16 protein-coding genes are annotated in these 17,392 nt (G+C 66.4%); 8 read left to right on the top strand and 8 right to left on the bottom strand.

Annotated features, from left to right (window positions below; all coding sequences use genetic code 11):
- The first annotated feature begins 78 nt into the window (after positions 1 to 78).
- Positions 79 to 2,124, top strand: coding sequence for a glycosyltransferase (locus tag DW2_RS00510; RefSeq protein ID WP_081874788.1), 2,046 nt, complete (start codon positions 79 to 81; stop codon positions 2,122 to 2,124).
- Here DW2_RS00510 and DW2_RS00505 read toward each other — a convergent pair whose 3' ends face one another.
- Positions 2,125 to 2,778, bottom strand: coding sequence for a GntR family transcriptional regulator (locus DW2_RS00505; RefSeq protein ID WP_051855093.1), 654 nt, complete (start codon positions 2,776 to 2,778; stop codon positions 2,125 to 2,127). It lies immediately after the preceding gene.
- A gap of 95 nt (positions 2,779 to 2,873) precedes the next feature.
- Between DW2_RS00505 and DW2_RS00500 the strand changes: the two genes are divergently transcribed.
- The 3 genes from DW2_RS00500 (at position 2,874) to DW2_RS00490 (ending at position 5,222) form a co-directional block, all read left to right on the top strand.
- On the top strand, positions 2,874 to 3,548 hold the full coding sequence (locus DW2_RS00500; RefSeq protein WP_051855091.1) for a pyrimidine 5'-nucleotidase: 675 nt from the start codon (positions 2,874 to 2,876) through the stop codon (positions 3,546 to 3,548).
- Between the two features lie 114 nt (positions 3,549 to 3,662).
- Positions 3,663 to 3,890 carry a hypothetical protein gene (locus DW2_RS00495; protein WP_038142488.1) on the top strand — a complete coding sequence of 76 codons (228 nt, stop codon included), beginning with the start codon at positions 3,663 to 3,665 and terminating at the stop codon, positions 3,888 to 3,890.
- 120 nt (positions 3,891 to 4,010) lie between these two features.
- Positions 4,011 to 5,222 (top strand): UbiH/UbiF family hydroxylase, encoded by a 1,212-nt coding sequence (locus DW2_RS00490; RefSeq protein ID WP_038142487.1) that lies wholly within the window; start codon positions 4,011 to 4,013, stop codon positions 5,220 to 5,222.
- Between the two features lie 12 nt (positions 5,223 to 5,234).
- Here the strand turns inward: DW2_RS00490 and DW2_RS00485 are convergent, their stop codons facing one another.
- From DW2_RS00485 to ppk2, 5 genes are all read right to left on the bottom strand, one after another.
- A complete protein-coding gene (locus DW2_RS00485) occupies positions 5,235 to 6,611 on the bottom strand; it encodes an MATE family efflux transporter (protein WP_051855089.1) in 1,377 nt (458 codons plus the stop codon).
- A 42-nt stretch (positions 6,612 to 6,653) separates the two neighbouring features.
- Complete coding sequence (locus tag DW2_RS00480; protein WP_038142483.1) at positions 6,654 to 7,253, bottom strand: cytochrome b/b6 domain-containing protein; 600 nt, start codon at positions 7,251 to 7,253, stop codon at positions 6,654 to 6,656.
- A 5-nt stretch (positions 7,254 to 7,258) separates the two neighbouring features.
- Positions 7,259 to 7,702, bottom strand: a complete 444-nt coding sequence (locus tag DW2_RS00475) for a c-type cytochrome (RefSeq protein WP_038142480.1) — start codon at positions 7,700 to 7,702, stop codon at positions 7,259 to 7,261.
- 195 nt (positions 7,703 to 7,897) lie between these two features.
- Positions 7,898 to 8,500, bottom strand: a complete 603-nt coding sequence (locus DW2_RS00470; RefSeq protein ID WP_038142477.1) for an SAM-dependent methyltransferase — start codon at positions 8,498 to 8,500, stop codon at positions 7,898 to 7,900.
- Positions 8,501 to 8,591: 91 nt separating this feature from the next.
- On the bottom strand, positions 8,592 to 9,623 hold the full coding sequence (gene ppk2, locus DW2_RS00465) for a polyphosphate kinase 2 (RefSeq protein WP_156102832.1): 1,032 nt from the start codon (positions 9,621 to 9,623) through the stop codon (positions 8,592 to 8,594).
- 153 nt (positions 9,624 to 9,776) lie between these two features.
- Here ppk2 and DW2_RS00460 point away from each other — a divergent pair, with 153 nt between their 5' ends.
- From DW2_RS00460 to DW2_RS00445, 4 genes are all read left to right on the top strand, one after another.
- Positions 9,777 to 10,436 (top strand): glutathione S-transferase family protein, encoded by a 660-nt coding sequence (locus DW2_RS00460; protein WP_038142474.1) that lies wholly within the window; start codon positions 9,777 to 9,779, stop codon positions 10,434 to 10,436.
- A gap of 670 nt (positions 10,437 to 11,106) precedes the next feature.
- Entirely contained in the window at positions 11,107 to 13,062 is a 1,956-nt protein-coding gene (gene parE, locus DW2_RS00455; protein ID WP_038142472.1) for a DNA topoisomerase IV subunit B, read from the top strand.
- A gap of 113 nt (positions 13,063 to 13,175) precedes the next feature.
- Positions 13,176 to 13,658 (top strand): hypothetical protein, encoded by a 483-nt coding sequence (locus tag DW2_RS18900; RefSeq protein ID WP_051855087.1) that lies wholly within the window; start codon positions 13,176 to 13,178, stop codon positions 13,656 to 13,658.
- Between the two features lie 120 nt (positions 13,659 to 13,778).
- Positions 13,779 to 14,288, top strand: a complete 510-nt coding sequence (locus DW2_RS00445; RefSeq protein WP_051855084.1) for a gamma-glutamylcyclotransferase family protein — start codon at positions 13,779 to 13,781, stop codon at positions 14,286 to 14,288.
- On the opposite strand, the gene pdeM is transcribed toward DW2_RS00445, so the two are convergent.
- Positions 14,261 to 14,884, bottom strand: a complete 624-nt coding sequence (gene pdeM, locus DW2_RS00440; protein WP_420340826.1) for a ligase-associated DNA damage response endonuclease PdeM — start codon at positions 14,882 to 14,884, stop codon at positions 14,261 to 14,263. The two genes, DW2_RS00445 and pdeM, sit on opposite strands and share 28 nt — an antisense overlap.
- Positions 14,885 to 14,904: 20 nt before the next feature.
- The gene (locus tag DW2_RS00435) at positions 14,905 to 17,310 is read right to left on the bottom strand and encodes a ligase-associated DNA damage response DEXH box helicase (RefSeq protein WP_038143312.1); all 2,406 of its coding nucleotides are present in this window, start codon (positions 17,308 to 17,310) and stop codon (positions 14,905 to 14,907) included.
- Positions 17,311 to 17,392: the final 82 nt, after the last annotated feature.

Here is a 17,392-nt window from a genome sequence, read left to right as displayed (position 1 = left end):
GCGCCCCAGAGCCATTAACGGCGGATTAACCACAGCTCTCCATTCTGCCCGCGGGACAGATGCGAGGGTTGCGGCCGAATGAATACGGCAAAGCTCAGAACGATCGACATGCCGGCGGAGGCGACAGCCCCGCCGGCCCTCTCCTCCTTGCACGGCATCGTGACGCGCAAACGCGCGGGGACCGGCCGGTCAACCCGTCGCCCTCCGCTCGGGCAGATCCTGCTCGAAATGGGCGCGGTCGAGTCCGGAAACCTTCTCAAGGCGCTCGCGCTGCGCCAACGCGAGGACGTGCGGCTCGGAGACATTCTCCTCACCCATGGATGGGTCGAGGAGGCGGACCTGCTGGCCGCGCTCGCGCTGCAATGGCGCAGTTCGGTCGTTGACCTCGCGGCCGAGCCGCCCGACCCGCGCCTGATCGACGCGATCGGGGCCGAAACCTGCCTGAGCCGCGCGATGGTGCCCTGGCGCCGGATCGGCGGCGTCACCCTGATCGCCACCGCCCGCCCCGAGGAATTCGCGCCCCTCTGCGCCGCGCTTCCCGAAAGCTTCGCCCCCTACCGGATGGTGCTCGCGCCCGAGCGCGACGTGCATGAAAGCCTGCTGGCCCGCCGCCAGACCGCGCTGATCCGCCGCGCCGAGGCCAAGGTCGATCCGGAACAGAGCTGCCGCAACCGCAACGAGGCGCGAGCCGCGCTGATCGCAGGCGGTTTCGTCGCGCTCTCGGCACTCGGTCTCTGGGCCGCGCCGCAGACCGTCTTCGCCCTGCTCTTCGGCTGGATGATGCTGACCCTGATCGCGACGACGGGGCTCAAGCTTGCGGCCTTCGTCAGCTGGCTCACCATCCCGCGCCGATCGCCCCGTGGCCCCGAGGCCCTGCTCGGGCCGCCCCCTCGCCTTCCGGTCATCTCGATGCTCGTTCCCCTCTTTCACGAGGACGACATCGCGCCGCGCCTGATCGAGCGCCTCGCGCGGCTGCGCTATCCGCGCGAGCTGCTCGACGTGGTCCTCGTCGTGGAGGAAAGCGACCGGCGGACGCGGGTTGCGCTCGCCGCGACGCGGCTTCCGCGCTGGATGCGGGTCGTCACCGTCCCTGACGGGCCAATCCGCACCAAGCCGCGGGCCCTCAATTACGCGCTGAACTTCTGCCGCGGCTCGGTGATCGGGGTGTGGGATGCAGAGGACGCCCCCGAACCCGACCAGTTGCAGGCCGTCGCGCGACGTTTCGCGCAGGCGCCGCCCGAGACCGCCTGCCTGCAGGGCATCCTCGATTACTACAACCCGCGCACCAACTGGCTCTCGCGTTGCTTCACCATCGAATATGCCGCCTGGTTCCGGATCTTCCTTCCCGGTCTCGCCCGGCTCGGCTTCGTCGTCCCGCTGGGCGGAACCACGCTCTTCTTCCGCCGCGCGGCGCTCGAGGAACTCGGCGGATGGGACGCCCATAACGTCACCGAGGATGCCGATCTCGGCGTGCGTCTCGCCCGCCACGGCTATCGCACCGAACTGATCGAGACCGTCACCCATGAAGAGGCCAATTGCCGCGCGCTGCCCTGGGTCAAGCAACGCTCGCGCTGGCTCAAGGGCTATGCGATGACCTGGGCGGTGCATATGCGCGACCCGGTCCGCCTCTGGCGCGAGCTGGGCGCCAAGCGCTTTCTCGGCGTGCAGATCCTGATCCTCGGATCGCTCTCGCAATATGTGCTCGCCCCGGTTCTGTGGAGCTTCTGGCTCGCACTTTTCGGCCTCTGGCATCCGATCGCGGCACAGATGCCCGCACCCCTCTTCCTCGCGGTGATGGGGATCTTCCTGCTCTCCGAACTGCTCTCGATCCTCGTCTCTGGCTGGGCCGTACGCGGAAACGAACACCGTCACCTGGTGAAATGGGTCCCGACGCTTCACCTCTATTTCCCGCTCGGCGCGCTTGCGGGCTGGAAGGCGCTCTACGAGGTGATCGCGAAACCGTTCTACTGGGACAAGACGCATCACGGGATCTTCGACACGCTGCACTCCGGAGAGCCCCGTCTGCAGGCGAAGCGCTCAAGCCTTGTCCCGGCAATCCGGGCCGCGCTGGTGCGCGCGCGACCGGCGAAGCCGCGCACCCGCTACGCGCCGCTGATCGACTGATCAGAGCGCCTCGGCCCAGTGCCCCGCCGTGCCGTGCCCCGCCGCATCGAGCTTGAGGCGCGTCTCGAAGGCGCGCGAGATATGGGCGCGCAGCGCGGCGGCAGCCGCCTCGCCATCCCCTTCGCGGATCGCGTCCACGATCGCCTGATGTTCATCGAGCGCCGCCTCGCCCCGGCCCTTCACCGCCAGCGAAGTCGTCGCCAACAGCGCCATCGAGCGATGCACGAGATCGAGCTGCTGCACGAGGTAGCGGTTATGAGAGGCGAGATGGACCTGGTGATGGAACCGCCGGTTCGCCCGGCTCAACCCCTCGGGATCGTTGAGCTTTCCGCGATCCTCGTCGATCATGTTCTGGAGCACGCGCACCTCTTCGGGAGCGGCGTGTTTCGCCGCGAGCCGCGCCGCCAGCGCCTCGAGCTCCGCGCGCACGACATAGAGCTCGGCGAGCTGGTTGTGATCGAGCGAGGCGACGATCAGCGAGCGGCCGTCGCGCGCCAGCATCTGCTGGGTCTCGAGCCGCTGCAGCGCTTCGCGCACCGGCGTGCGCGATACACCGAAACGCTCGGCCAGTTCGGATTCGACCAGACGGTCGCCCGGGCGGTAGATGCCTTCGTCGATCGCGTCGAGGATGAGGGTATAGGCGTCTTTCTGCATTCAGTCCTGCTTTCGTTCGCGCCAAATCTAGGCGGGCTTCCGCCCCAGTGACAAGCAGATTGCGCAGCCCTTCGCCGCGCCCTAGCTTGCACGCCATGAGCAAGCCCGACCCGCATTCCGACATCGCCGCCGATTTTGACCACGTCACCGACTGGGTGTTCGACCTCGACAACACCCTCTATCCACCCTCCGCGCGCCTGTTCGATCAGATCGAGGTGCGGATGACGGATTTCGTGATGCGCTCTCTGGGCGTCGATCGCGCGCGGGCCGATCACCTGCGCGACCATTACTGGAAACTCTACGGCACGACGCTTGCCGGATTGATGCACGAGCATGAGGTCGACCCCGCGCCCTATCTGCACGAGGTGCATGACATCTCGCTCGATCACCTGACGCGCGACGATGCGTTGCGCGGCCATATTTCAAGCCTTCCGGGGCGCAAGATCGTCTATACGAACGGCTCCGGGCCCTATGCCGAACGGGTGCTCGAGGCGCGCGGCCTGAGCGGCGTTTTCGATGGCATCTACGGGGTCGAACATGCCGATTTTCACCCCAAGCCGGATGCCCTCGCCTTCGACACGGTCTTCGCGAAAGCCGGCATCACAGGGGCGCGCGGCGCGATGTTCGAGGATGACCCGCGCAACCTGCGCCACCCCCATGCGCTCGGGATGAGGACGGTGCATGTGGCCCCCGCGCCCGCCCCCGAAGATCACATCCGACACCACACCGGGGACCTGACCGAATTCCTTGCCCGGATCGCCCGGACCTGAGGCCCGGCCGGCATTCGTGCGACAATATGGCACGGGAGAGTCAACTTTAAACGATCCTGCCCCCCCGTTAAGTCGAGTGGCTCTATCAGGGAGATAGTTCTGGGAGATTCGACTATGACGATGACGACTGCCGATACCGGCATGACGACCTTTGCCGCCGACCATAACGACACCGAAGTCAAGCAGATCTCGCCCGGCTTCATGTTCACGCTCGCCCTCGTGATCGTGGCGATCGCGGTCGGCCTCGTCGCTACCATGGGTCTCGGTGGCCTCATCCTTTGGGCGGTCGGCTCGGCCTGGATCATGCTCGCGATTCTGGTGGTGATGACCGCAGGCGGCTGACGCCGGCCTCGTCCAGCTGTTCTCGAGAGGCTTCCGTCTCGTTCCGCGCTTCATTGCCGGGGCGATTGCAGCTCCCGGAGGAACGCGGCAGAATGACGCCGCAAAAGCCGGAGTGATGCGATGTCCGAGACGAAGAGGCCCCTCGAAACCGATATCCTCGTATCCGGCGGCGGCGTTGCGGGACTGACCGCAGCCGCGGCCTTCGGGTCGGCCGGGTTCACCACGATCTGCGTGGACCCCACCCCACCCGTCACCGAGGAAGGCGCGAACGGCGCCGACATGCGCTCCACCGCCTTCCTGCAGCCCTCGCGCAAGGTGCTCGAAGCGGCAGGTCTTTGGTCCCGCCTCGCCCCCTATGCCGCCCCCCTGCAGGTGATGCGCATCATCGACGCGGGCGGCGAACGGCACGAAGCCCGGCTGAGCCGCGAATTCGATGCCTCCGACGTCTCGGACGAGCCGTTCGGGTGGAATTTCCCCAACTGGCTTCTGCGCCGCGAGATGGTCGCCCATCTGGCCGGGATCCCGCAGGTCGATTTCCGTCCCGGTGTCGCGACGACCGGCCTCGTGGCCCGCGAGAGCGGCGCCGAGGTCACGCTCTCCGACGGAACCCATGTGCGGGCGCGTCTCGTCGTGGCCGCCGATGGCCGCAATTCCTTCGTGCGCGAGGCCGCCGGCATCGGCACCCGCACGACCCATTACGGCCAGAAGGCGCTGGCCTTCGCCGTCACCCACCCGATCCCGCATGACAACATCTCGACCGAGATCCACCACTCGGGCGGCCCTTTCACGCTGGTCCCGCTGCCCGATCGCGAGGGCAAGCCCTCCTCCGCGATCGTCTGGATGGAGCGTGGAGCGGAGGCCGAACGGCTCGCCGCCCTGCCGGTCGAGGCGTTCGAGGCCGCGATGCTGGAGCGCTCCACCGGGCTGCTCGGTCCGCTCAAGCTCGAGACCCGCCGCGCGCTCTGGCCGATGATCACCCAGATCGCGGATCGCTTTTCCGGGCAGCGCGTCGCCCTGATCGCCGAGGCCGCCCATGTGATCCCGCCGATCGGCGCTCAGGGGCTCAACATGAGCCTGGCCGACCTCGCCTGCCTGCTTCGGCTGTGCGAGGAGGACCCGGCGCATCTGGGCGAGGCGCGCATGCTCGATGCCTATCACCGCCGCCGCTGGCCCGAGGTGAAGGCGCGCGAGATCGGGATCGACCTGCTCAACCGCGCCTCGATGGTCGAGGCCCGCCCGCTACGCGATCTGCGCGCGGGGCTTCTCGGGGCGCTCTACTCGTTCAAGCCGGTACGCAAGACGCTGATGCGCGCCGGAATGGGGATGCGCTGAGCCCCGCGCTCATCACTGCCGCAACCACGGCCCGCGCCAGAACCGGACCATCATCATCCCGCCCGCCGAGGCCAGCCCGAGCGCGAGCCCGGCCCAGAGCCCGACACCGCCGAGCCCGAAGGTGAAGGCCAGGCAGTAGCTCGCCGGGATGCCGATCAGCCAGTAGCTCAGGCCCGCCATCCACATCGGGACCCGCGTGTCCTGCACACCGCGCAGAAGCCCGAGCGCCATCACCTGCATCAGGTCGAAGAGCTGGAAGACCGCCGCCACCATCAGGAAGCGCGTGCCAAACTCGACGATCCGCGCTGAGGCGGGATTGGCCGCATCGAGGAAGAGCCAGGTCAACTCGCGCCCGCCGAAGATGAAAAGCGCGACTGTCACCAGACCGAAGGCGAGCGACAGGCCGACCGCGACCATCGCCCCGTCCCGCAGCAGCGTCACTTCGCGCGCGCCATGCGCCCGACCCGCCCGCACCGTCGCCGCGTTCGACAGGCCCATATGCACCATGAAGGTGATCGAGGAGATCTGCAGCGCGATCCCGTGCGCGGCAAGCTCCACCGTTCCGATCCAGCCCATCATCAGCGCCGAGGCCTGGAACATCGACCCTTCCGCCACCGAGGTCAGCCCCACCGGCAGCCCCATCCGCGCGACCATTCCGAAAGCCTCCCAGTCGGGACGCCAGAAACGCTGGAACAGCGCGATATGGCGCAGCCCCGGCGCACGCGCCGCGTAACTTGCCTGCGCGACGAGACTGAGACAGGTCACGCTGAGCGAGGCCAGCGCCGCGCCGCGCACGCCCAACTCGGGAAAGCCGAGATTGCCGAAGATCAGAACCCAGTTCAGCGCCGCGTTGAGACCGACCCCGGCCAGGGTGATCCAGAGCACCACCGCCGTGCGCTCCTGCGCCGACAGGAAAGCCCGGATCACCATCATCACCAGCGCGGGCGCAAGACCGAAGCCGAGGATGCGCAGGTACTCCTGCGCGAGCGCCGCGATATGCGGGTCCTGCCCGAGCGCGCGCAGGATGGCGCCCGCGTTCCAGAACACCGGCAGCACCGCGAGGCCGAAGAGGATCGAGAGCCACATGCCCATCCGGGTGTCGCGCCGCGCCTGCACCTCGTCTCCCGCGCCGAGGCTCGCCGAGACCCGCCCCATCACGGCCAGCGCGAAGCCGTTTCCGAGCATGAACACCGCGAAGAAGAAGGACGAGCCCAGAACCAGTGCGGCGAGCGCCTCGACCCCGTACCAGCCCAGCATCACCGTATCGGTGACGTTGAGCAACATCTGCGCCAGGTTCGACCCGATCAGCGGCAAGCCCAGAACCGAAATCGCCCGCAGGTGACGGGTGATCGACATCGGCTGGGGAGATATCGGGATTTGCGCGCTCATCCAGGCTCGCTAGACGCGCGTGGCGTCCCGGTCAAGCGCGGGTCAGTCCCGCTCGTCGATCACTTTCTTGCCGGTGATCATCGGCTTGACCAGATTCTCGCCCTTCCAGTGAAGATAGAAGGCGATCGCGGTGATGTGGATCCCGACGACGATCAGCAGCAAGGTCGAAACCAGTTCGTGGATCGACGGCGCAAGGCTCGTGCTGATGCTGGAGGGCACATATTGCGCGAAGGGCCCGACATTGATGAAGTCCTGCGGATCGGAAACCAGTCCCGTCGCGACCTGCACGATCAGCAACCCCAGCATCGCCAGCACCGACCAGCCGCCAAGCGGGTTGTGCCCCACCCAGTTCGAGGGTTCGCGCGCCGGGAGGTGACGAAGGTAGGCGATCACCTCGCCGGGCTTGTAGAGGAAGCTCGTGAACCGCGCATTGCGCGGCCCCACGAGCCCCCAGATCACGCGGATGGTGACCAGCGCGCCCACCGTGTAGCCGAAATAGAAATGCCAGGTCATCTGGTTCGGCCCCCACTCGCCCAGACCCCACGCCGCGAAAAACGCCACGACGAGGCACCAGTGCAGAAGTCGCACCAGCGGATCCCAGACGGTGAGGATGCGGCTTTGGGCGCGCCGGGGTTCAGCCATGGCGCTTACTTCGCGCGGAAGTCGTCATGGCACGCCTTGCACGCGCCCCCGAGCTTGCCCACCGCGGGCCCGAGCGTCTCGAGGCTGCCCGCCGCCGCTTCCATCTCGGAAGCCGCCGCATGCATCGCGGAGAGCTTGGCCTTGAAGTCGTCGCCGCGTTCCCAGATCACGGGGAGCGCGCGGGTGTCCATCAGGTCCGCATTCGAGGTTCCCTCGGGAAAGAGCGGCGTGATGTCGACCTTGGCGAGCGCGCCGAGGTTCTTCGCGGCGGTTTCGGCCTTCGCGGCATCGAAATCCATCTTGCCCTGCGCCATCGGCGCGAGCACCGCCATCTGGGCGCCCAGGAGGTCAAAATAGCCCTGCCGGGCCTTCACGGTATCTTCGGGCGATTGCGCGAACGCAGCGGCCGCGGGCAGAACGAAGGTCAGAGCGAGGAGGGTCTTGCGCATGAGGATCTCCCGTTGGTTGAAACGATTGGGTATCACCGATCAGCTTAACCGAGAAAGTGCCCTGCACAGGAATGGAAATTGTGCAGAAAAGAACATTTCATCTGCGGGCACCTTCCGGGAATATTTCCACGCCCCGGACGTCTTTCACGGTTACCCCCGGCAAATGAAGGGCAAGGTGCCGGTCGCTCGCCCTCTCTATCTCACGGGTTTGCGCGCGACGAAATCGACGAGCGCCGCGAGGCCCGAATGCCCCGGCCCCTCGTCGATCGTGGCATCGTAATCGGCCTGATGCAGGATCTCCCAGCGCGGGAAGGCGTCACGCAGCAGATCGAGATCGTAGAGCTGTTCGACGATGCCCGGCCCGCCCGAATCGTAGCGCGGCTGGCGGCGCGCGAAACCGTGGATGAGGACGAGGCCACCGGGTTTCAGAGCCCGTGCAATCCCGTCGAAGATCTCGGCCCGGAAGGCCGGGTCGGCGAACTGGATGAAGCAGGCAAGCACCGCGTCATACTCGGCCTCGGGCCAGTCATAGCCCCGCAGCTCGGCTGCAATGATCTCGAGCGGAACCCCACGCTCGCGCGAGAGTGCCTCCGCCTTTTCGCGCGCATTGGCGGCCCCTTCGAGCGCGGTGACATGGATCCCGAGACTGGCGAGATAGGCACCGTTGCGCCCCTCGCCCTCGGCCACGCTCAGCAGCCGCGATCCCGGTGCCACGCGCCATGCCTGACGCGCGACGAAATCCGCCGGGGCCTTTCCGTAAAGATATTCAGTCCCAGCGAAGCGCTCGTTCCAATCCATCTCGACCTCCGTTTCTACAATCAGAGATGGATCCGGCCAGCCACGGGACAAGGGCACCCGGGCCCTCGACCGGTCACGAGCGGATCATCGCTCAGCTATTGCCGCGTCGTTGATCAGGATGAAGCGACGCGCCCAAAATATGATCAGCCGAATGCACGACATGGCTCGCATGTCCCACGATCAGCGGATCGGGCGCCGAGGCGATCGCCGGATCCTTGTCGGGATAATCCAGCGTCGAGAGGAAATGCCGCATGCAGTTGAGGCGCGCGCGCTTCTTGTCGTTCGATTTCACGATGGTCCAGGGCGCGTCGGCGGTGTCGGTATAGAAGAACATCGCCTCCTTCGCCTCGGTGTAATCGTCCCACTTGTCGAGGCTGGCAATGTCGATCGGGCTCAGCTTCCAGCGCTTGAGCGGGTCGGTCTCGCGTGCCGTGAAGCGGCGCCGCTGTTCCTCGCGGGTCACCGAGAACCAGTATTTGTAGAGCCTGATCCCCGAGCGCACGAGCATCCGTTCGAGTTCGGGCGTCTGGCGCATGAATTCGAGATATTCGTTGGGGGCGCAGAAGCCCATGACCCGCTCCACCCCCGCCCGGTTGTACCAGCTCCGGTCATAGAACGTCATCTCGCCCGAGGTCGGGAGATGGGCGAGATAACGCTGGAAATACCATTGGCCGCGCTCCTCCTCGGAGGGCTTGTTGAGCGCCACGACACGCGCGAAACGGGGATTGAGGTGTTCGGTGAAGCGCTTGATCGTGCCACCCTTGCCCGCCGCGTCGCGTCCTTCGAAGAGGATGACGAATTTCTGGCCCGTCTCGAGCGCCCATTTCTGGACCTTCAGAAGCTCGGCCTGCAACTCGGCCTTCTCCTTCTCATAGGCGGGGCGGCCCATCTTGCGCTTGTAGGGATATTTCCCGGTCTCGAAGGCGAGCCGCACCGCGTCCGGATCGACACGCGGGAAGCTTTTCGTCCGCCGGTCGGAAGCTTCCTCCGAAGGCCGGCCGATGGTCGAAGGATCGGCGCCCTTCACGGGCATCTCGACCGCCTTCGGCGCCTCCTGCACGGCCTCCTCGCCACCCGTATCCCCGGTTTGCGGGGCCTGCTTGGCCACAACCTGATCCTTCATGCATCTTCCTCCGCGATCAAACCTCGAAACCTTTAGCGCAAATGTGGAAATTCCGCCTTGATACGCATCAAAACCGCGTGTTTGCTGGCTTTCCCTGATGCATTCGCGCGCCAGATACCGGGGCCAGATACCGGGGAAAGACCAGAGGAACAGATGATCACGATTTACGGCAACTACCATTCCCGCGCGAGCCGCGCGCTCTGGCTGCTCGAAGAGCTCGCCCTGCCCTTCAAGCTGCGTCCCGTCGTGCAGGCGAACCGCCTGGCCGACCCGGCTGCACCCGATGCGCCGCTCAACACCCGGTCCCCCGAATTCCGCAAGCTCTCGCCGATGGGCGCGATCCCGGTTCTGGAAGAGGACGGGCTGATCCTCATCGAGTCGCTCGCGATCAACCTCCACCTGGCACGCAAGGCCGGTGGACCGCTCGCCCCCGCACATGAGAACGAACTCGCGCAGATGGAGCAATGGGCCCTTTTCGCCGCGACCTGGATCGAGACCGATGCGCTCGCTCTCAGCTTCGTCTATCGCCGCAAGGAGCAGGATACCGAGCAGGGCAAGGCCCAGATCGCCTCGCTCTGCTCGAAGCTCGCCCGTCCGCTGAGCGCGCTCGAGACCCATCTCACCACGCATAGCCATATCGTGGGCGGCCGTTTCACCGTGGCCGATCTCAACCTCGCCGAAGTGCTGCGCTACGCCCAGGACCACCCGGAATTCGTCGACCCGTATCCGCGCGTGAAAAACTGGATCGGCCTGTGCCAGAAACGCCCTGCCTACCGCGCGATGTGGACAAAGCGGGAGGCGGAGACGGTCTGAACGCAACCGGACGCCTCGCTGAGACCGAAGACGAATCGCGGCTTTCGCTCATAAAGTCGGCATTCGATTCGGTCGCAGCGCCCGTACCCCATGCGGCATAGTTCTTTTGGTTAGGTTTTCCCTACCAATCGGTCAGGTTTTCCGCAGTCACCCCCTCTTCGCTCTTGGCGAAGCAGCTTCCGTTGCGTCATCATCAGCATGTGAAGAGGGACAAAGTTCGCATGTTTTGGCTTGCGTGGATCAGTGTCCGCGACCTGTCATGGCGTTTGTAGTGATTGAAGCAGGTTTCGCGAGAAGCCTGCGCGTAACGAGAGCGACGCGCCGTGACGATCAGGCCTGATTCCGGGCTGCATGTTTCAAGCAGCTTCGGCGGGAGTGCTGTCCCGATGCCGTGTCATCTTTGGCTGGCACAGGCTGAGCGCGGCAGTTCTTCTTCACTCTGACGGTCCGGTGACGACGGGCCTTCACGCGGGTGCGGTTTCGCTCGCAGGAAGGTTCCGGAGAGCGCTATGGCGGTGGGGTCGATGCTGTTCAAGGCGCAGGTCACCGATGGATCGTCGTTCCGTGGGGGTGGGGCCCACGGGCAGAACAGGGGCGGAGGGGAAACTTGCTCCTCCGCCCCCACCTGCTGTATCTCTTGAACAAGCAAACACAAGAGAAAGCGAGCAGCATGGCCGACGATCTTCTGACGCCCAAGTCCGATTCCTACGACGCCTCCTCGATCGAGGTGCTCGAGGGGCTTGAGCCGGTGCGCAAGCGTCCGGGCATGTATATCGGCGGCACCGACGAACGCGCGCTCCATCACATGGTGGCCGAGATTCTCGACAACTCGATGGACGAGGCCGTCGCCGGCCATGCCAGCCGAATCGAGGTCGAACTGCTCACCGATCACTCGATCGTCGTGCGCGACAACGGGCGCGGCATCCCGATCGATCCGCATCCGAAATTCCCCGGCAAATCGGCGCTGGAAGTGATCCTGTGCACGCTCCATGCCGGCGGCAAGTTCTCGGGCGATGCCTACCAGACCTCGGGCGGCCTGCACGGGGTCGGCGCCTCGGTCGTCAACGCGCTCTCCGATCTGATGGTCGTGCAGGTCGCGAAGAACAAGGAGCTCTACGAACAGCGCTTTTCGCGCGGGATCCCCGAAGGCCCCGTGCAGAAGATCGGCGCGGCGCCCAATCGCCGCGGCACCACCGTGACCTTCCATGCCGACGAGCAGATCTTCGGCCATCACCGCTTCAAGCCCGCCCGGCTGATGAAGATGGTGCGTTCGAAGGCCTATCTCTTCTCGGGCGTCGAGATCCGCTGGAAGAGCGAGATCGACGATGGCGAGACGCCCACCGAGGCCGTCTTCCACTTCCCCGGCGGCCTGGCCGATTACCTCACCGAGACGCTGGGCGGCGCGACCACCTATGCCGATCGCCCCTTCGCCGGGAAGGTCCAGTTCCAGGAGAAATTCGGCGTGCCCGGTTCGGTCGAATGGGCGATCAACTGGACGCCCTCGCGCGACGGGTTCATCCAGTCCTACTGTAACACCGTGCCCACGCCCGAAGGCGGCACCCATGAGGCGGGCTTCTGGGCCGCGATCCTCAAGGGCATCCGCGCCTATGGCGAGTTGGTGAACAACAAGAAGGCCGCGCAGATCACCCGCGACGACCTGATCACCGGGGGCTGCGCGCTGGTCTCGTGCTTCATCCGCGAGCCGGAATTCGTGGGCCAGACCAAGGACCGCCTGGCGACCGTCGAGGCCCAGCGCCTCGTCGAGGGCGCGGTGCGCGACCATTTCGACAACTGGCTGGCCTCGGACACGAAATCCGCGGGCGCGATCCTCGATTTCCTCGTGCTGCGCGCGGAGGAACGGCTGAAGCGCCGGCAGGAAAAGGAAACGCAGCGCAAATCGGCGACCAAGAAGCTGCGCCTGCCCGGCAAGCTAGTCGATTGCTCGGCCACCAACCGCTCCGGGACCGAGCTTTTCATCGTCGAGGGCGACTCGGCGGGCGGCTCGGCCAAGATGGCGCGCGACCGCACCCATCAGGCGCTGCTGCCGCTGCGCGGCAAGATCCTCAACGTGCTGGGCGCGGCGAGTTCCAAGCTCGGCTCGAACCAGGAGATCAACGACCTCACGCAGGCGCTCGGCGTGGGGCTCGGGACGCGCTTCAACATCGACGATCTGCGCTATGACAAGATCATCATCATGACCGACGCGGATGTCGACGGCGCGCATATCGCCTCGCTGCTGATGACCTTCTTCTTCACCCAGATGCGCCCGATGATCGACCAGGGGCATCTCTATCTGGCCTGCCCGCCGCTCTACCGCCTGACCCAGGGCGCCAAGCGCGTCTATGTCGCCGACGATGCCGAGAAGGAGGCGATGCTCGCCAAGGGCCTCGGCGGCAAGGGCAAGATCGACGTGCAGCGCTTCAAGGGTCTGGGCGAGATGGACGCGAAGGACCTGAAGGACACCACAATGAACCCGTCCACGCGCAAGCTGATCCGGGTGACGATCCATGACGACATGCCGGGCGAAACCGGCGATCTCGTGGAGCGCCTGATGGGCAAGAAGCCCGAGCTGCGGTTCCAGTATATTCAGGAGAACGCGCAGTTCGTGGAGGAGCTGGATGTTTGAGGGTCATAACAGCCTGCAACCAATAAGCTATCTATAGATCTATTTAGAACTATTTACAGCCTCTCCATGATGGATCTATATTCAGCACAAACCAGTGCTGAAAGGAGATTCGCATGACCACCCAACCCACCGACTTCGTTTATGTCCCCATTTCTGCGGCTATTTACGCCGAACTCATCCGGCGCTCAGGTCGCGACAACGTTGCAATTTACATTGAGAACCAAGTGCAGGATTTCTTGGACAGCACCGAAGGTGATCCTGACATTTGGAGTGCTGCATATATCGAACGGCATGCCAAAGACCTCAGCGACCAGTTCGCGGAGGAATACGGAGAACCGACCCGTGGCTACCAATGGCAGAATGTCTTTCTGCCCAATGGGACGAGCATCCGGATGACCTACCGCGGCGACGCGCGTCACGCCGAGATCCGCCACGAGAAACTGATCTACGGCAAAGAAAGCATGTCTCCATCGGAATTCGCTAGCCGCGTGGCCAGCAACACCAGCCGCAATGCGTGGCGTGATATTTATGTTAAATTCCCAGGGGACAGTGGTTGGACGTTTGCCGACGATCTTCGTCGCAAAAAGTCGCGGTAACTATTAAAGTTGCAACCCGCCCCGGGCGACCAGCCCGGGCAGCGCCCGACCCTCCCCCCGGGAGGGCGCTGCCCTCAGCGCGTCTTTCGGCCGGCCCCGATCCGCTGATATAAGAGGAGCATGACCGCCCTCCCCTACCTCGCCTACGGCTCGAACCTGCTCACCGCCCGGCTGGCGGCGCGCTGTCCCTCGGCGCGGGCGTTCGGCGCCGGGTTCGTCCCCGGCCATGCGCTCGATTTCTCGAAACATGGGCGCGACGGGTCCGGCAAGGCGACGCTCACGCAAGGGGCGGGCGCGGTGCCGGGCGTGCTCTTCGAGATCGCGCCGCAGGACATCCCTGCGCTCGATGCGGCCGAGGGGGCGGGGCTGCATTACGAGAAGATCGAATTGGTGCTCGCCTGCGGCACCCGCGCCTTCACCTATCGCGCGCTGATGCGCCGCGACGGTTTGGCGCCGTTCGAGTGGTATCTCGCGCTGATCCGGGCCGGGCGACGCGAGCACGGGCTGAGCCTCGATGATCTCTCCGGCATCTCCGCGCTCCCCGATCCCGAGCCCGAGCGTCCCGCCTTCGCCATCGCCCGCGCGGCGCTTGCGCAGGCGGGCTATCGCGACTGGCGCGCGGCGCTCTGACCGATCGGGCGCATGGGCATCCCCGGCCCGGTCAGCACCGCGATCCCCGGCCCGACCAGCGCGCGCAACTCCGGCCCGTCGCAATCGAGACCCCCGGTATAGGTGCCGAAGGCGGGCAGGATCAGGTGATGAGCGCCGACCAGAAAGGCCCGGTAGCTGCGCCGGGCAAGGCGCGCTTTCGGATGGAAATGGCCCGAGATATCCGGCCCCTGCCCCGCGATATGGCGCAAGGTGAACGGGCCGAGCGGCATCTCCGCCACCGCCCGGCCCAGCCCCACCGGATCATGGTTGCCCGCGATCCAGATCGTCTCCGGCCGCTGCGTCAAGGCCGCCAGCCGGTCGGCGATCTCGGGCGCGATCTCGTTCGCCGCGATATCGTCGTCGAAGGCATCGCCAAGGCTGATGAGCCGCCGCGGGCCAAGCCGCGCGACCTCGGCCTCGAGCCGCGCCACCGTGTCGAGGCTCTCGAAGGGCGGCAGCAGCGCCCCGCCGCGCCGCGCCATCCGCGCCGATTTGCCCAGATGCAGGTCCGCCACGATCAGCGCCCCCTCATCGGGCCACCACAGCGCCCCCGAGGGCTGCGCCTCGAGCCGCATCCCGGCGAAGACGATCTCTCTCATGCCAGCCCCGCTTCGCGCATCATCGCCTCGGCCTCCCGCTCCATCAGACGCGCCTCGCCGGTGCCGCCGCGAATACCGACCTGCCCATGTTCCAGGAGCAGCGGCGCGGCGAGCGGCGTGACATGGGGCGCGCGGACATGCACGATCTCGCGGGTCTGAGCCAGCATCTCCTCGATCCGCTCGAAATCCACCAGACCGCGGGCCGCCTCCTCGCGGGTGATCCGCAACAGCAGGTGGTCGGGATCGTAGCGGCGCAGCGTGTCGTAAAGGATATCCGAGGAAAACGTCGCCTGCCTGCCCGATTTGCGCTGCCCCGGAAGGTTGCGCTGAATGAGCCCGGCGATGGTCGCGACCGAGCGGAAGGCGCGCTTCATCACCGCGTTGCCCTCGAGCCAGTCGCGCAGCCCCTCGCGCAGACCCTCCGCCGAGAGCAGCGGCGCGGGGTCCTCCACCGGGTCGATCGACCAGATCAGCAGCGCGTAATCGGTGGCCACGAAACCCAGCGGCCCGAGCCCCGCCCGCTCCATCCGATGCGTCAGCAACAGCCCCAGCGTCTGATGCGCGTTGCGCCCCGCAAACCCGTAGAGGCAGAAAAAGGCGCGGCCGCCGCGCAGGAAGGTCTCGCAGGTCAGCGTGCCGGGGCGCGGCAGGGTCGAGATCCGCGCCTGAAGCGTCAGCCAGTCGCGGGTGTCCGGCGGAAGAGCGTCCCAATCCTCCGGGCTGGCGATCAGGCGTTGCACCCGTTGCGACAGCTCGAGTGACATCGCCATCTTCAGCCCGGAAAAGACCGCGATCTTCGGCTCGCGCTTCGCGGCATCGGTGACCTCGACGACCATCTCGCGCAGGCCTTCATAGCGCACCACCTGCCCGCCGATCAGGAAGGTGTCCCCGGGGGTGAGCGAGGCGGCAAAGCCTTCCTCGACCTCGCCCAGCGGCATCCCGCCCCGGCGCGACTTGCGGCGCACCTTGAGCTTTTCGCTCTCCGTGATCGTGCCGATATTCATCCGCAGATCGCGCGCCGTGCGCGGGTCGCGCAGCTGCCATTTGCCGTCCCGCTCGAGCAGCCGCTGCCAGCGGTCATAGGCCCGAAGCGCGTAGCCGCCCGTGGCGCAGAACTGCAGGCAATCGTCGAAATCCGCACGCGGCAGACCGGCATAGGGCCCGGCCCCGCGCAGTTCCTCATAGAGCGCATTTGCTTCGAACGGCCCCGCGCAGGCGGTGAGCAGAATATGCTGGCACAGAACGTCGAGCGGCCCGCGCCAACGCCGCCCGCCACCATCCAGATCGCCTTCGCGCACCGCGTCCAGCGCGGCCGCGCATTCCACCACCTCGAAGCGGTTGGCCGGCACGATCCGCGCGCGCGAAGGCTCGTCATAGCGGTGATTGGCCCGCCCGATCCGCTGCACCAGCCGCTTGACGTTCTTCGGCGCGCCGACCTGGAGCACCAGATCGACATCGCCCCAATCGAGCCCGAGATCGAGCGATCCGGTGCAGACCACCGCGCGCAACGCGCCCGAGGCCATCGCCTCCTCGACCTTGTGGCGGGCCTCGCGCGAAAGCGAGCCGTGATGCAATCCGATCGGCAGCGCCTTGTCGTTGACCTCCCAGAGCGCCTGAAAGAACAGCTCGGCTTGCGCCCGGGTGTTGAGAAAGACGAGGCTCAGCCTCGCTCCCTCGATCGCCGTCATCACGTCGCGCGCGGCGTGCCGCCCGCCGCCGCCCGCCCAGGGCGCCGGCGTCGCGGTCGGCAGCATCGCGATATCCGGGGCCGGGCCGGGATCGGCCTCGATCACCTGCGCACCGCCCATGAAATTCGCCAGCGCCTGCGGCGCCTCGACCGTCGCCGAGAGCCCCGTCACCGTCAGCCCTGGCGCAAGCCGCCGCAGCCGCGCCACGCCCAGCATCAGCTGATCGCCGCGCTTGCTTTCGGCCAGCGCATGGATCTCGTCGAGCACCACCCGCCTGAGCCCTGCGAAGATTTTCGGTGCCTCCGGGTAGGACAGCATCAGAGCGAGGCTCTCCGGCGTCGTGAGCAGGATCTGAGGCGGGTCGACACGCTGACGACGGCGCTGCGTGGCTGAGGTGTCTCCGGTCCGGTCCTCGATGCGCAGATCAAGCCCGATCTCCTCCACGGGCGCGCGCAGGTTGCGCGCGATATCCTTCGACAGCGCCTTGAGCGGGGAGACATAGAGCGTGTGCAGCCCCTCATGCCGATCCACGAGATCGACGAGCGCGGGCAGAAACCCCGCAAGCGTCTTGCCGCCCCCGGTGGGCGCGATCAGCAGCGTGTCCCCGCGCGCCCCGAGCACCGCGAGTTGGTGCGCATGGGGCTGCCAGCCGCGACCGGCGAACCAGTCGACGAAACGGGGCGGCAGGCAAGGGTCGCGGCGGGTATCGGGCATCGAAGGATAGTTAGGCGGCGCGGCAGGATGCGCAAGCGCACGGGCGACCACGTGGCGAGGCGCGCGCGCCGGGGCATGCTTC

The organism is Thioclava atlantica (assembly GCF_000737065.1).
In the GTDB taxonomy this organism is placed as follows: domain Bacteria; phylum Pseudomonadota; class Alphaproteobacteria; order Rhodobacterales; family Rhodobacteraceae; genus Thioclava; species Thioclava atlantica.
The sequence above is the reverse complement of the archived record's forward strand: the minus strand, read 5'-3'. Positions and strand labels throughout refer to the sequence as shown.